This window comes from Sphingomonas sp. PvP055 (assembly GCF_040546365.1).
Classification (GTDB): domain Bacteria; phylum Pseudomonadota; class Alphaproteobacteria; order Sphingomonadales; family Sphingomonadaceae; genus Sphingomonas; species Sphingomonas echinoides_A.
In genome coordinates, this window is record NZ_JBEPNS010000001.1 from 921,499 (window position 1) to 936,510 (window position 15,012).

Consider the following 15,012-nt stretch of genomic DNA (forward strand, 5'->3'; position numbering starts at 1 on the left):
TGGTATGCCGTTTTCTCGATTTCCCGGAAAATGTTGTTCAGATGTTCTTGCCCCAGAGGTAGCGGGGGCGGCACGATTCAGATAGCCGATACCGAGCTAGCCGATACCGAGCGGCGACGGGTTTCTTCGGTTTGGTTGCGGACCGGTAGATGGCCGACCGTTACCACTGCCGACGACTTCGAAGTGAAATTCAATCCTTCGCATGATCTGGCTGATGGACGGTTTACGTTCGCGCGTTCGGGGCGCGCTTACGGGCGCACCGGGGGGAATGGATCCTCCGGTAGCGGGAGGTCCGGCAGCGGCGGGAGTCCTCGGCCACGATCCGCAGCGGCGCCGCACTCTCGATCTGCGTAGAATTTCCATCAGCCACGCGCAGCTCCGTCGCCCAATCCCCAAGACATAAATTCGCGCCCAGTGGCGGCATCGCTGAGAGCCGCCAAGCCAAGCCCCAACGCCGAGATTGGTTGGACTGGTGGGGGATTTACCGCTGGTGGCGGCGGTCGCTTCGGGGGTGGCGGGGCTTCATCGAGCGAGCTCTGGATTGATGATCCAGTACAGCAGCGGCAAGTCTCAGACAGAGCCACAGCAAAGAGAAAGCAGCAAACAGCAGATTCGCGGACAAGGCTTGAAGAACGGCCCGGAATATTTAGTATTGTGCCACAGCTGCATCGCGAAGTTCGCAACGGTTACGAGTATCAGATCGACGACAAGGGGCGAACGCGACGTTTCCGGTGCACTTGTACTGGCCGGCAAGAAGATGCGGTCGCGCACGGCACAGGCGCAGGCAGGCGACGTAGAGTGGCAGCCTTCGGATGATGGCGGTCGCTACAACGCTGCGCGATTCAATTGGCCAACCGAGGCGTTCAATCACTTCGCGCGGAATGCCAATTTCAATCGCGGCGGTTATCGCGTGCTCGAGGATGAATGGGCGAGAGACAAGCGCACCGGACGTGCCGTGACGGTCAGAATCGTCCCGCAGTTCGATGGCGGATCGGTGCGCCCATCGGTGATCGATGTATGGTGGACGGTCGACGGCAATAGAAAGAGCGCGAAGTTTCGCAACGAACGATCGGAGAGAAACCGTGGGAAATGACGAAATCAACGCCCTGCTCAACGAGATTGGGCAATTGCTGGCGGCGGATCGCGATTATCCAGTCGAACCCACGCTCCTCTATGCCCAGCTCGACGACAACATGGTCGGAGAATCGATCTTCAAGGAACTGGGCAATCAGGTCCTCTATCGTTGGGCGGTAAACAGGCGATTGCCTGATGCGTTGCTTGAACTGTGGGAGGCGCAGGAGGGCGAAGAGCGATGGATGGAGCTGGAGTATCTGTGTCACGACGGCAGGTTTGAGGTCGTCTATATCTATACCGACGAGATTGATCCCAACGAGGATGTCGTCGAGCGTCGCGCGCGTGCGGTTCAACGGCGTTTCGGGGAGAAGCCGATTGTCTATTCGCCCTGGCCACCCGAAATCGAGGGGCTGGATTATAATCTGTAGGGTGCGAACTTCTCGACCGTCAGGCGTAGGCAGAGAACCCGCGACTGCGGTTTTTTCGACACGGTCGTGATCACCGATGTTGTCTCGTGTCTCGAGTCTCGGTGAGATCGTGTTTGCCGTTTCCTAGTGGATGGCGTCGCTGGTGCGAAGTCACTTCGATACGAAGGCGCTTTGCGGGTTGGCGGCGACCATCGCGGCACCGTCTAGGTCGAGGAGATCCACGTCTGCGATCGCAGAGCCTGCTTCTCTGCGCGGTGGTGTCTTTCAGCTGAAACGCTTGCAACGTGCGTCTCGACAGTTGTTCGATCACTGCGTCCGTTCCGGCGGAGGCGTCGATAACGTTCCAGTTCGTCCGCCAGCGGCTGACCTAACGGACTGCCCAGGATTCGGCGTCCTTAAGTGTCGAAAATGTCATGGAACCATCGGTCGAACGGGTCGCTTTCCGCGAAGATTACGGTGGTGGAAGGACGTTGGAATGGCAGGCTGCCTGAGTTGGATTCACTTTGGCGACCTGCACGTGGATGAGGCGGATGGCTTCGAAGGGTTGAGCCGGTTCGAAACGCTGGCACGCATTGCGCAAACGCAGATCGGCGGCGCAGTGGATTTCGCGTTTCTCCCTGGCGACAATGCGAACCATGGCACCGTGGCGCAATATGAAGGCATCCGCACGGCGATGAAGGTGCTCGATCGACCATGGCACGTTCTGGCCGGCGATCATGATTTCGAACCCGGCGACCTTGTCGCGATGCGCGCGATCACAACGAAGGATGCGCCGTATTCGGAGCGGATCGGCGACTATCGCTGCCTGTTTCTGGATATCGTGTCGGCGGGACACGGCGGCCCCGATTTCCGGATCGATCCCGCCCAGCGGCGCTGGATCGAGCGCACGTTAAGCGCGGCGGATGTCGCTGGCGAGCGTGCGGTTGTATTCATGCACGCATATCCGGGTGATCTGCGCGACGATCCCGATGGTATTGCCGCCCTGTTCGCAACACATCATGTCGCGTTCGTCGATACCGGTCACACGCATTACAACGAACTGCTCAACGACGGTCGCGTCATCTATGGTGCGACGCGATCGACCGGGCAGACCGAAGAGGGCGCACCCGGATTCTCGGTTGTTACGCTCGACGATGGCGTACCAAGTTGGTGCTTTCAACCGTTCGACGCAGCCTGGCCTCTGGTCCAGATCACCTCGCCCGCCGATCGTCGCCTGATCACCGACCCAGCCAACACGCTTCATGTTCCTCAAGGCGGCTTTGTCGTGCGGGCGAAAGTCTTCGGCGCGACGGAAAGCGCTTCCGCTTATCTCAACGACGGGGATGAGATCGCGATGGCGCGAGTTGCGGGCGAGCCTGCTCTGTGGAGCGCTACCATCACCAATGTCCCGGACGGCCTTCATCGGTTGGTAGTGCGGTCGGGCGGCAGTGAGGATGTGATCGACGCGTTGGTCCGCAGCGAAGGATCGACGCCGAAGCGCACGGCGCCCGTTGGGCTCGGGCGCGACGTCCACGCGATCGGTGCATGGCTGGAACGCGGGATCGACGGGGCGCAGCGCGGGCCGAACAAGAACGGAGCCGATTGGTGAGTGACGACCAGGTGGCGCTCAAGGGCAGTACACGCGCCCGCGGCGCGCTTGAGGCGCTCAACTTCAGCATGGCGGATATGCAGGCGGGGATCGGCCCGTTCCTCGGTGTGTTCCTGCAGGGTAAGGGCTGGGCGACCGGCGCAATCGGCACGGTGATGACCATCGGCGGTGTAGCGGGCATGCTGATGACTGCCCCAGCAGGCGCACTCATCGATGCGACCAAGAAAAAGCGCATCGCCGTGATTGTTTCGGGCATTTTCACGGTGCTTGCGTCGACGCTGATCTGGTTCTCACAAAGCATCTGGGTGGTCGCCACGTCTCAGATCGCGACTGCAATCGCCGGCGCGGCGATTGGCCCGGCGGTTGCGGGAATCACGCTTGGTATCGTTCGGCAAAACGGGTTTAACCGGCAGAACGGGCGTAACCAGGCATGGAACCATGCCGGCAACATGGTCGGCGCGGCGCTGTCGGGGTATCTTGGCTGGAAGTTTGGGTTCGGCGCGGTGTTCGTGCTGGCTGCGCTGTTCGGCGTGCTCGCGATCGTGTCGGTGCTGATGATCCCCGAAGCGGAGATTGATCACCAAGCCGCACGCGGTCTCGAGAAAGACGATGGCAAGGACGATGACGCGGGCAAGGCGGAGGGGTTCAAGATGCTCCTGCACAACAAGCCGTTGTTGATCCTCGCCGCGAGCCTTGCCTTCTTCCATCTTGGCAATGGCGGGTTGTTGCCGCTCTACACGCTCGCGGTCGCGTCCAAGGACGTCAACCCGGCAATCTTTGCGGCCGAGATGATCGTCGTTGCGCAGGCGGTGATGATCGTCGCAGCAATCGTCGCGATGCGTTCGGCGGAAGCAAAAGGCTACTGGCTCGTCATCCTCGTCACCTTTCTGATTTTGCCAGTGCGCGGGCTGATCGCCTCGTATTTCATTACCTCATGGGGCGTCTTTCCGGTCCAGATCCTCGACGGTATCGCGGCTGGGCTGCAAAGCGTCGCGGTCCCTGGTCTGGTCGCGCGGATTCTTGCAGGGACTGGTCGGGTCAATGTCGGGCAGGGTGCGGTGATGACGGTGCAGGGCGTCGGCGCCTCGCTCAGTCCTGCAGTGGGCGGCTGGATTGCGGAAGGTCTCGGGTACCACGTGACCTTCATCTTGTTGGGTGCATTCTCGCTCGTATCGATCGCACTTTGGGTAGGCTTTGCTGGATCGTTGAAGCCCGCCTGTGCCGGAAAACCCGGGGCGCCACTTCGGGCGGTGGCGGCCTGATGCTGCCATATGGCGGCTGAGGTTCGTGCAACAGCATGGGGCGAGCAACCGCCCCATGCTGTTACAATCGATCAGCCTTCGATGAAGGCAATCAGGTCGGCGTTGATCCGGTCGGCATGCGTGACCGGCATGCCGTGCGGAAAGCCGGGGTAAGAGATGAGCTTAGCGCCCTTCACGATCTCGGCTGACATCTTGCCGGTGGTCGCAAAGGGAACGACCTGATCGTCTTCGCCATGCAGCACCAGCGTTGGCACGCTGATCGCCTTCAAGTCCGCTGTGAAGTCCGTTTCAGAAAAAGCCTTGATGCCAAGCGTATGCGCGAGTGCAGAACCCATCATGCCCTGCCGCCACCAGTTGAGGCGCACAGCTTCCTTCACTTCCGCGCCCCCGCGGTTGTAGCCAAAAAATGGGAGGGTGAAGTCGTAGTAGAATTGCGAGCGGTTCGTCGCGGTCTGCTCGCGCACCATGTCAAAGACGTCCATCGGCACGCCATCCGGGTTGGTGTCGGTCTTGACCATGATTGGCGCGACCGCGCTGACCAGCACCGCCTTCTTGACCCGGCCGGGCTTTGCACGGGCGACGTAGCGGGCAACCTCGCCACCACCGGTCGAGTGGCCGACGTGGATGGCTTCCTTCAGGTCGAGCGCGTCGGTGAGCGCGATCACGTCGGAGACATAGGTGTCCATGTCGTGGCCGTCCGCCGACTGAGTCGAGCGGCCATGTCCGCGGCGATCATGGGCAATGACGCGATAGCCCTTCTGGACGAAGAACATCATCTGCGTGTCCCAGTCATCCGAACTGAGCGGCCAGCCGTGATGGAACATGACGACGGGCGCGTCCTTGGTGCCCCAGTCCTTGTAAAAGATTTCAGTCGCGTCGGCGGTGGTGATGAAAGGCATAACGGCTCTCCTCAAACGTGAGTGGATACGGGTACGCTACAGGGTCTGGTGCAGGTCAGGCAGCGTCGACGAGGACGATCTCCGCATCCTCGATCGCGGTGACGCGAAGTACCGCCTCATCGGTTATAGCGGCGCCATCCCGTGCTTCCAGGCGGGTGCCGTTGACCTCGACCGTGCCCGTCGCCGGGACGAGATAACCGTGGCGATCGGCGCCGAGCGGATATTCGGCGGTCTCGCCGGCCTTGAGCGTGGCCGCTACGATGCGCGCGTCGGTACGGATTGGCAAGGCGTCTGCATCGTTCGCGAAGCCGCTCGCCAGCGTCACGAATTGACCCGAGCGTTCGCCCTTGGGAAAGGGTTTTGCACCCCATGAGGGCGCTTCGCCGCGTGTCTTTGGCTCGATCCAGATCTGGAAGATGCGGGTGGTGCCCGGCTCCCTATTGTATTCGGAGTGGCGGACGCCCGATCCCGCGCTCATCACCTGCACGTCGCCAGCTTCGGTGCGGCCGATGTTGCCGAGCGAGTCCTGATGCGTGATCGCACCTTCGCGGACATAGGTGATGATCTCCATGTCGTTGTGCGGATGGGGCGGAAAGCCGGTGCCGGCTGCGATCGTATCGTCGTTCCAGACACGAATGCCGCCCCAGCCCATCCGGGCTGGATCATAGTAGCTCGCGAACGAGAAGTGATGCTTGGCGTCGAGCCAACCATGGTTGGCACCACCGAGGCTGGCGGAGGGACGACGGTCGATCATGGTTCGGTCTCCGGGGAGCCCTGTTGCTCCGATGACCTCAAGATGGCCCCAGTTCAGACTTGACGAAACGGCAAGGTTGGCATTTCATCCTTTCCGAAAATGATGAAGCGACTTCCCGATCTCGAAGCGTGGGCGATCTTTGCCAAGGTCGCCGAGCATGGCTCGTTCTCCCGTGCCGCGCGCGCGATGGGCATGTCCGATCCCACCGTATCCAAAGCCATCGGACGGCTGGAAGCGCGTCTTGGTCTCACGCTGATCGCGCGCACCTCACGTCGCATCGCCCTGACCGATGCCGGCCGCGCCGCACTGGAGCGGGCATCGCGAATCCTCAGCGAGGGCGAAGCGGTCGAGGACGAGGCCGGTGAGCAGTCAACGGTGCCGCGCGGACGCGTGCGTATCAGCGCACCGTTGTCGTTCGGCATCGCCTATCTTGGGGCAACGCTCCCAGCCTTTCTCCAGGCTTATCCCGAGATCAACGTCGAATTTTCGCTAAGCGACCGCAAGGTCGATCTGGTGGCGGAGGGGTTCGATCTGGCGCTCAGGATCGCCAGCCTGAACGATTCCTCGCTGTTGTCGCGCCGGCTTTGCACAGTCCGGCTCCTGCTGGTCGCGTCTCCCGAGTATCTTGATCGTCACGGCATGCCGACGCACCCGGCCGAGCTAGCCGTACATTCTGCCTTGGCCTATACCGGGGGAGCGTCGCGAAGCTGGCGCTTTACGCATCCCACGTTCGGGGAGGAAACCGTCGAACCGCAGGTGCGCGTCTGGACCGACAACGCCGATTTGCTCAACCCCGCTCTTCTTGCTGGGCAGGGGCTCGCGATTCAACCCGAGTTTCTGGTCTGGCAGGAACTTCGTGATGGCAAGTTGAGGCGTGCAATGCCGGATTGGTCGGTGACACCGCTAGGTCTTCATCTCGTCATGCCACCTAGTCCCTTGCGTCCGCTTCGGGTTCAGACTCTCATCGATTATCTTGGCCGCGAATTGGCAAGAGCGCCCTGGGATTGCGCGTAGGCAAGCAGCGTACGTGGGAATACCGCCGTCCTGTCGCTGGTCCGTTCAGGCGTCGATGGAAGGGCTGTCGGACTCCCGTAGAACGAGACCTCGCGCGACCTTAATCGCCAAGCTTTAGGGGGGTGAGCGCCGTTCGACCGCACGCGATTACGGTGTTTCGTGGGCGCGGCGTCACGCAAACGCCTTCAATCGCGAAACAGCAGCGGCGCCATCTCCCGCAGGCTACGGCGCCACGTCAGGAACTCGTGCGCCGTGTTTTGGGAGACGTAGAAAACGCTGTTGATCCCGGCCGCCTTGAGCGCCGCCGCGTTGGCGCGCGGGTCGGACGGTGGAGCGCCGGGTGGCAAGTTCGGGCGCGCGCGGTCGAGTTCGCGGCTTCCGAAACTGACGAAGACGAGCTTGACCTTGTCCTTGAAGCCGGGCGTGCCCGTTACATCTTCTAGGGAAACGGTACCGCCGCTGAGCAGACCGATATAGCCAAACGTGTCGAGGTTCTTGGGAGCGATCAGCTTGGTCTCAAAGCCACCCATCGACAGCCCTGCCATGGCGCGATGCGCGGGGTCGGTCACCGTGTGGAAATGGGTGTCAACGTAAGGGATCAGCTCGTTCACCAGCACCGTCTGGAACGGGCGAATGTCGAAGCTTGCGAGGCCGCCCGGGGCGCCAGGTTTTATATCGTTCGTCATGCCGTAGGTCATGACGATGATGAACGGTTTTGCTTGGCGTGCGGCGATAAGGTTGTCGAGAATGAGGTTTGCGTGGCCCTGATTCGACCAGGCTGTCTCATCCTCGCCCCATCCATGTTGCAGGTACAAGACAGGATATCGCGCGGCCTTGGCGGCATCGTACCCTGGCGGGGTGTAGACGAATGCACGTCGCTGGGTGCCAGTGCTTGGCGAGGGGAACAGGATTTGTTGCACATTGCCGTGCGGAACGTTCTTCATGGCGTAGAAATCGGCATCATGGGCGGGAATCTCGATCCCGCTCTCCCAGCGCGTGGAGCCATAATAGTTGAGTGCGCCCGGATCGTTGAATGTGCCCCCGTCCACGGTCAGATGGTAGTAATGGAATCCTTCGTCCAGCGGCCCCTCCGAGGTGCCGACCCAGCTCCCGTCGGGAGCCTTGGCCAGAACAGTGCCACCCCTGCCGCCCAGCCCCAGACTGACTTTTACCGCCTTCGCATCAGGTGCAACGATGCGAAAACGGGCGTAGCCTTGAGAGTTCACCTGAGGATATTGCTGTCCCGGCTGATTGACCGATGAAGGCTTGAAATCTTCGACAGGGGGCGACGTCGCGGTTTGGGCGGATGCAGCGCCGATCGAAAGAAGTGCAGCCGAGATACCGGCAATAACTGATCTCACGTCAGGCCTCCTCCACCGGTTCCGCTCCTAGCGTGAGCGAGAATCCGAATAGTCGGAGTTATTGCACCGTCAGTGCAGGGTGGCAAGCGAGTCGCGTAAAGGTTTTGTTCTATGAGTCGCGAAATCGTGACGCCAGGTAGTCAAGAGGCTCTCGTGGCGACATTTGTCCGACAATAAAGAGTTTATGCTGGTAACGGTCAATTGCAAAACGCCCTAGTCACCATTTCTCGGACTGACGTGATTAAACTGCCGGCTGCACAAGTCTTACTTGTCGATCGAAAGCAGATTGGTGCTTATGCGCCAAATGCGCGAGTACAAGTAGAACGTTACTCCCCTGCTCAACCTCCTTCCCGGTTCCGGCGCTTCGTGGATCAATCCTTGCCGATCGTCGTCCGGCGAAGGGTATCGATCAACACGCGCAACGCCGGGGTGACATGCCGGTTCGGATAATAGAGATAGCAGCCCGGGAAGGGCGGACACCAGGCGTCGAGAACCTGAATTAGCCGTCCGTCGGCGATCTCGTCAGCAACGTCGTGTTCCAGCATATAGCCCAGACCCGCGCCGGCGCGGACGGCAGCCGCCGCAAGCAGTTCGTCGTTCACGATGAGTTGACCGCCGGGCCTGAACCGGATGTCACGATCGTCGCGTTGGAATTCCCAGGGCAGCAGGCCGCCGCCGCCGAGAAGCCGGTAATTGACGCAGTTATGGCCTTCCAGATCGGCGGGCGTGGCGGGTAAAGCGCGTGTCGCGAAATACTCTGGCGTGCCGACCACCACCGTCCGGAGCTCCGGGCCGACCGGAACCGCGACCATGTCCCGATCGACCGTTTCCCCTAGGCGTATCCCCGCATCGAAACCTCCCGCGACGAGATCGACAAGTCGGTCCTCGACGATCACTTCCACCGAAATGTCGGGATGCTCGCGCAGGAAACGCGGCAGTGTCGGCGCGAGCACCGTTCGCGCGGCGTACCCGAACGTGGTCAGCCGGATCGCGCCCGAGGGCACGCCGCGCCAATCGGCAAGCGCTGACAGACCTTCGGCAAGTTCGGCCAGCGCCGGATTGAGCGACCGCAGCAGGCGTTCGCCGGCCGCGGTCGGTGCGACACTGCGCGTCGTACGGGCCAGCAGCCGGACACCGAGCCGCTGTTCCAACGCCCGCATCGCATGGCTGAGGGCGGACGGGGACAAGCCCAGTTCGGCGGCGGCGCGCGTGAAACTCCGCACGCGGGCGACCGCTGCAAAAGCGGCAAGGTCATCCAGATCGCCGCGCTTCAATGCTGCATCCTGCTCATAAGCTCTTGTCGCGAATGGCGGCTAATTAAGGCTCCAACAAGGTCTATCTTCGGGGAGACTTGCAACGGAGATACAGCAATGACCCTCACGACCTATCGCGCGCTTGGAAGATCCGGCCTGACGGTAAGCCCGCTCGCGCTCGGCACGATGACGTTCGGGGCGGGACGCTGGGGCGCGGACGAAGCGACGTCGCGCTCGATCTTCGACGCCTATGTCGAGGCGGGCGGCAATTTCGCCGATACCGCGGACGTCTATTCCGGGGGCAACAGCGAAGTAATGCTCGGGCGGTTCATCGCCGAGCGCGGCAATCGCGACCGGATGGTGATCGCGACCAAATCCGGCTTCCCGCGAACGGAAGGGACGCCGCTTTCAGGAGGCAATTCGGCGCGCAACATCCGTGATGGAATCGAAGGGTCGCTGCGCCGCCTGGGTACTGACTTTATCGACCTGTACTGGACGCATGTCTGGGATCGCACCACCCCACCCGAGGAAGTCCTGCGCGCGCTGACCGATGCGGTACGGCGCGGGGATATCCTCTATTACGGCTTCTCCAACGCGCCGGCCTGGTACGCCGCGCAGATCGCAACCTTGGCGCGGGCGCACGGATTGCCCGAGCCGATCGGCCTGCAATATTCCTATTCGCTGATCGACCGTGGCGTGGAACTGGATGTCGTTCCGGCGGGGCAGGCGCTCGGCCTGGGGCTGGTCGCGTGGAGTCCCCTCGGGGCGGGGTTGTTGACTGGGAAATATGGACGCGAGAAGATCGCCGCGGCCGGCCCTGCGGGAAGCCTCCCCAATCGCGCTGGCGACGCCACGAGCAGCGGAAGCGACGGGCGGTTGAACGGCGACAATCCCTTCGGCGGCATGTTGTTCACGGACAGGAATTTCGACGTGGTGGACACGCTGCGCGCCGTCGCAGGCGAGATCGGTCGGCCGATGGCGCAAGTCGCGCTCGCGTGGGTCGCGCAGCGGCGGGGGGTAGCGTCGGTGCTCATTGGTGCGAGCCGGCCGGAACAGCTCCGCGAGAACATCGCCGCGCTCGACATTGTGTTCGACGACGACCAGCAGGCCCGGCTTGACGCGGCGGGCGCGCCGCCGATGCTCAATCCCTATTTTATCTTCGACTTGCCGCGCAGTACGATCTTCGGCGGGCGGGATGTCGCACCCTGGGCGGCGACCACCAATTGAGACCGCATCCGAGGAGCGACTCTGCGGCGTTACCGTAGCGATTGATGTTTCGCGGCTTTTGCCCGAAACCGTGCGGCTATGACCCAAGCCTTCGCAAAGACACGAGAATGGCACGACGTCGATCGCGCGCAGTTCCGGTCGGAGATCGTGCCCTTGCGCCGACCCGCGGTGCTGCGCGCGTTGGCGAAGGACTGGCCGGCGGTGCGCGCCGCCGGGCGGTCACCGGAAGACCTGTGCAATCACCTCCGCGCCAGTGATCGCGGGAAGCCCGTCCCGGCGTTCCTCGGGCCGCCACAGATCAAGGGCCGGTTCTGGTATCGCGACGATCTGCGCGGCCTGAATTATCAGCAGCGCATCGCGCCGATCGCCGAATTGCTCGACGTGTTGCTGAGTGTGCAAGGCGATGCCGAACCGCCGGCCTTCTATGCGGGTGCGATTCCCGTCGCGGAGAATTGCCCCGACTTCGCCCGCGACAATGCGACCGATATCGTCGGTGCGGACGCGAGCCCGCGCCTCTGGATCGGCAATCGCGCGACGGTTTCGACGCATTTCGACATGTCGGAGAATGTCGCGGTCGTCGTCGGGGGGCGGCGGCGCTTCACCTTCTTCCCGCCCGAGCAGGTGCGCAATCTATACGTCGGCCCGTTCGACTTCACCTTTGCGGGGCCACCGGTCAGCATGGTCGATTTGCGCGCGCCCGATCTGGAGCGGTATCCGCGCTACGCCGAGGCGATGGCGACCGCGGAGGAAACCGAGCTCGAGCCCGGGGATGCGGTCTACATTCCCTATATGTGGTGGCATCAGGTCGAGGCGCTCGATCCCGTCAACGTGCTGGTCAATTACTGGTGGAACATAGGTGAACGGACGTGGCCGGGCTCGCCGTTCAAGACGTTGATGCACGCGATCATGACGATCCGTGATTTGCCGGAACGCGAACGGGCGGTGTGGCGCGCGTGGTTCGATCATTACGTGTTCGACGGCGGGCATGACGCGGTCGCGCACCTTCCCCCCGGCGGGCGCGGTGCGCTTGGCGAGATGACGCCCGAGCGGGTCGCGGCGGTGAAACAGTATCTGATGGACGAACTGCGGCGCTGACCGCGCTCGAACCGCCGTTTCGATTCAGCGGCGATCGATCGCGCAATAATGGTCGATGAAGACCTGATGGTCCGGCATCCGCGCGACGCTTCCCTCCATCGCGGCCGCGATCCGCGTCATGCGCGCGGCCAGTTCGTCCGGAGGCAACAGGTCGGCGATCGGATGGTGGCTCCGTGGCACGACATTCTGCCCATGCAGCACCGCAAGCCAGCTCGTTTCGCTGAAAAGCTCGCTATCCTCCCGGTACAGGCGCGCATTCTCACGGAAAATGGCGATCCGTTGTTCCAGCGACGCGGGCACCACCATCGTCCTGCAGCGGTTCCAGAAGGCGCTGTCGTCGCGGTCGGTCGCCTTGTAGTGGAGCACCAGGAAATCGCGGATCTGTTCGTATTCGATCCGGGTGCGCCGGTTGTAATAGTCGATATCCGGCGTGTTGAAGCGCTTGTCGGGAAAGTTGGTCAACAACCGGGCGATCCCCGACTGGATCAAATGGATCGACGTCGATTCCAGCGGTTCGAGAAACCCGGCGGCCAGACCCAGCGAAACGACGTTGCGGTTCCACGCCTTGCGCCGCACGCCAGCCTTGAAGCGCAGGAAGTTCGGTTCGGATATCGGCTTGCCGTCGAGCCCGGCGTCGAGGACCCGCAGCGCTGCGTCGTCGTCGATATGGTCCGAGCAATAGACGTGACCGTTCCCGGTCCGCGATTGCAGCGGGATCCGCCATTGCCACCCAGCCGCCTTCGCGGTGGCGCGCGTATAGGGAATCGGGTCGGCGACGCGTTCGCAGGCACGGGCGACCGCGCGGTCGCAGGGAAGATAGCTGCTCCAGTCGTCATAGCCGGTGCCCAGCGCGCCCTCGATCAGCAGGCCGCGAAACCCCGAGCAATCGATGAACAGGTCCCCGGCCACCACGGTCCCATCGTCGAGCAGCAATGTCTCGACATGCCCGCTCTCGCCGTTCAGCCGGACATCGACGATCCTGCCCTCGACCCGCAGCGTTCCCGCTGCTTCCGCCAGTTCGCGCAGATAGCGGGCAATAAAGCGCCGCATCGAACTGATAGGCATACGCGATCGTCGCAAGCGGCGAATGGACGAGCGATGGATCGGGGCGCTGGAACTTGCCGGCACGCGCTGCGCCGACACCGATACTGTAGCGATCGAGCGGAAGCGCGCCGCCCGCCTGCGCCTGGCGATACCAGAAGTGATGGAAGTGCACGCCTTCCATTTCCTGGCCGTAACTCCCGAAGGGATGGATGTAGCGCTGACCCAGCCCGCCCCAGTCGACGAATTCGATCCCCAGTTTGAACGTGGCGGCGGTGCGCCGGACGAAGTCGTTCTCGTCGATACCGAGCAACCGGTTGAAATACTGGATATGCGGGATCGTCGCTTCGCCGACCCCGACCGTGCCGATCGCTTCGGATTCGATCACGCGGATGTCCAGGCCGCCCGCCGCCAGCACGCGCGACAGCGCCGCCGCCGCCATCCAGCCCGCCGTTCCACCGCCGACGATCACGATTCTGCGGATGCGCGCGTCCTCCACCGCGCCTACGCCGCCTGCGCCGGGCAGAAGTGCGCGATGAACTGCTGGTGCGTCGGCATCTGTTCCGCCGCCGCCTGGATCGCGCGCTGCATCGATTGCAGACTGTGTGCGACGTCGCCGCTGGGGAGCGTGGCGATGATCGGATCGAAGGTCTTGGGGACGACGCGCTGGCCAAGCAGCACCGCGACCCAGCTCGGTCGCGCGAACAGCTCCTCTTCGTACCGGAAGACGCGTCCCGTCTCCCGGAACAGTGCGATCTTGTGGTTGAGCGTGTCGGGCAGGGCCATCGTGCGGCAATGGTTCCAGAACGCGGTGTCGTCGCGCTCGGTCGCGGCATAATGCAGGATGATGAAGTCGCGCACCTGTTCGAATTCGGTGCGCATGTGGCGGTTGTATTCGGTGCGGACGATGTATGGAATGTCGGCCGTAGGGAACAGCGAGATGAATCGGCTGATCCCCTCCTGGATAAGATAGATCGAGGTCGACTCCAGCGGTTCGAGGAACCCCGCGGCGAGCCCGATCGCGATGCAATTGCCCGTCCAGAAGCGCTTCCTGCAGCCGGCGGTAAAGCGGATCTGGCGCGGATCGGCCAAGGCCGGGCCATCGAGCCCGCCCAGCAGAATGTCCGCCGCGGCATCGTCCGACAGGAACGCGCTCGAATAGATATGGCCGTTACCGGTGCGCCGTTGCGTCGGGATCCGCCACTGCCACCCCGCCCCCCGCGCAGTCGCACGGGTATAAGGGGGGAGCGGCCCGGCGTGTGCGCTCGGCACCGCCAGCGCGCGGTCGCACGGGAGCCAGTGGCTCCAGTCGTCATATCCGACGTCGAGCGTGTCGGCGGTCAGCAACGCCCGAAAGCCGGTGCAATCGAAGAAGAAGTCCCCGTCGACCGCCCGACCGTCGACGAGGTCCAGCCCGGCGATCGCGTCCGCGTCGGCGGCGCGGCGGACGTTGCGCACGATCCCTTCCACCCGGCGGACCCCCCGCGCTTCGGCATAACGGCGCAGGAAGCGCGCATAGAGCGTGGCATCGAAATGATAGGCGTAGCGGATCTGCGACCGGACCGAGCGCGGGTTCGGATCGGGCAAGGTGAATCGGTTCGCTTGCGCTGCCACCGCGCAAAGGCTGTAGGCGTCGATCGCGGAGGGGTTTCCATCGGCGCGGCTGCGCAGCCAATATTGATGGAAGTCGATCCCGCGCATGTCCGCGCCATGCTGGCCGAACGGGTGGAAGTAGCGGTCGCCGACTTTTCCCCAGTCGACGAACTGGATCCCGAGCTTGAAGGTTGCGTGGGTGGCGGCCATGAACTCGGCTTCGTCGATCCCGAGCATCTGGTTGAAGGCGAGGATGTCGGGGATCGTCGCTTCGCCGACGCCGACCGTGCCGATCGCGTCCGATTCGACCAGCGTGATCGTCACGTCGCGCGGTTCGAGCAAGCTCGACAGCGCCGCCGCGACCATCCACCCTGCGGTGCCCCCGCCTGCGATGACGATCTGTTTCAGATGCGGTGCTTGCAT

At 62.9% G+C, this 15,012-nt stretch carries 12 protein-coding genes and 1 pseudogene; 7 read left to right on the forward strand and 6 right to left on the reverse strand.

Annotation, left to right across the window (positions count from 1 at the left end; all coding sequences use genetic code 11):
- Positions 1-490 precede the first annotated feature (490 nt).
- The 4 genes from ABIC16_RS04635 (at position 491) to ABIC16_RS04650 (ending at position 4,352) form a co-directional block, all read left to right on the forward strand.
- Positions 491-1,093, forward strand: a complete 603-nt coding sequence (locus ABIC16_RS04635; RefSeq protein ID WP_354290199.1) for a DNA/RNA non-specific endonuclease — start codon at positions 491-493, stop codon at positions 1,091-1,093.
- Positions 1,083-1,502 carry a hypothetical protein gene (locus tag ABIC16_RS04640; protein WP_354290200.1) on the forward strand — a complete coding sequence of 140 codons (420 nt, stop codon included), beginning with the start codon at positions 1,083-1,085 and terminating at the stop codon, positions 1,500-1,502. The genes ABIC16_RS04635 and ABIC16_RS04640 overlap by 11 nt, the downstream gene beginning before the upstream one ends.
- A 475-nt stretch (positions 1,503-1,977) precedes the next feature.
- Entirely contained in the window at positions 1,978-3,090 is a 1,113-nt protein-coding gene (locus ABIC16_RS04645) for a metallophosphoesterase family protein (RefSeq protein ID WP_354290201.1), read from the forward strand.
- Complete coding sequence (locus ABIC16_RS04650; protein ID WP_354290202.1) at positions 3,087-4,352, forward strand: MFS transporter; 1,266 nt, start codon at positions 3,087-3,089, stop codon at positions 4,350-4,352. The genes ABIC16_RS04645 and ABIC16_RS04650 overlap by 4 nt, the downstream gene beginning before the upstream one ends.
- Before the next feature lie 71 nt (positions 4,353-4,423).
- Here the strand turns inward: ABIC16_RS04650 and ABIC16_RS04655 are convergent, their stop codons facing one another.
- Positions 4,424-5,251 carry an alpha/beta fold hydrolase gene (locus tag ABIC16_RS04655; RefSeq protein WP_354290203.1) on the reverse strand — a complete coding sequence of 276 codons (828 nt, stop codon included), beginning with the start codon at positions 5,249-5,251 and terminating at the stop codon, positions 4,424-4,426.
- 55 nt (positions 5,252-5,306) lie between these two features.
- Positions 5,307-6,005: a pirin family protein gene (locus ABIC16_RS04660; RefSeq protein WP_354290204.1), complete on the reverse strand. Its 699-nt coding sequence runs from the start codon at positions 6,003-6,005 to the stop codon at positions 5,307-5,309.
- 102 nt (positions 6,006-6,107) lie between these two features.
- On the opposite strand from ABIC16_RS04660, the gene ABIC16_RS04665 reads away from it, so the two are divergent.
- A complete protein-coding gene (locus tag ABIC16_RS04665; RefSeq protein ID WP_354290205.1) occupies positions 6,108-7,019 on the forward strand; it encodes a LysR family transcriptional regulator in 912 nt (303 codons plus the stop codon).
- Between the two features lie 185 nt (positions 7,020-7,204).
- On the opposite strand, the gene ABIC16_RS04670 is transcribed toward ABIC16_RS04665, so the two are convergent.
- Complete coding sequence (locus ABIC16_RS04670) at positions 7,205-8,380, reverse strand: alpha/beta hydrolase (RefSeq protein WP_354290206.1); 1,176 nt, start codon at positions 8,378-8,380, stop codon at positions 7,205-7,207.
- A 371-nt stretch (positions 8,381-8,751) separates the two neighbouring features.
- On the reverse strand, positions 8,752-9,654 hold the full coding sequence (locus ABIC16_RS04675; protein WP_354290207.1) for a LysR family transcriptional regulator: 903 nt from the start codon (positions 9,652-9,654) through the stop codon (positions 8,752-8,754).
- 96 nt (positions 9,655-9,750) lie between these two features.
- On the opposite strand from ABIC16_RS04675, the gene ABIC16_RS04680 reads away from it, so the two are divergent.
- Positions 9,751-10,860 carry an aldo/keto reductase gene (locus ABIC16_RS04680; protein WP_277968031.1) on the forward strand — a complete coding sequence of 370 codons (1,110 nt, stop codon included), beginning with the start codon at positions 9,751-9,753 and terminating at the stop codon, positions 10,858-10,860.
- A 78-nt stretch (positions 10,861-10,938) separates the two neighbouring features.
- Positions 10,939-11,955, forward strand: coding sequence for a cupin-like domain-containing protein (locus ABIC16_RS04685; protein WP_354290208.1), 1,017 nt, complete (start codon positions 10,939-10,941; stop codon positions 11,953-11,955).
- 24 nt (positions 11,956-11,979) lie between these two features.
- Here ABIC16_RS04685 and ABIC16_RS04690 read toward each other — a convergent pair.
- Together ABIC16_RS04690 and ABIC16_RS04700 are read right to left on the reverse strand one after the other, a co-directional pair.
- Positions 11,980-13,438, reverse strand: a pseudogene (locus ABIC16_RS04690) (tryptophan halogenase family protein).
- A 62-nt stretch (positions 13,439-13,500) separates the two neighbouring features.
- Positions 13,501-15,012, reverse strand: a complete 1,512-nt coding sequence (locus tag ABIC16_RS04700) for a tryptophan halogenase family protein (RefSeq protein WP_502958339.1) — start codon at positions 15,010-15,012, stop codon at positions 13,501-13,503.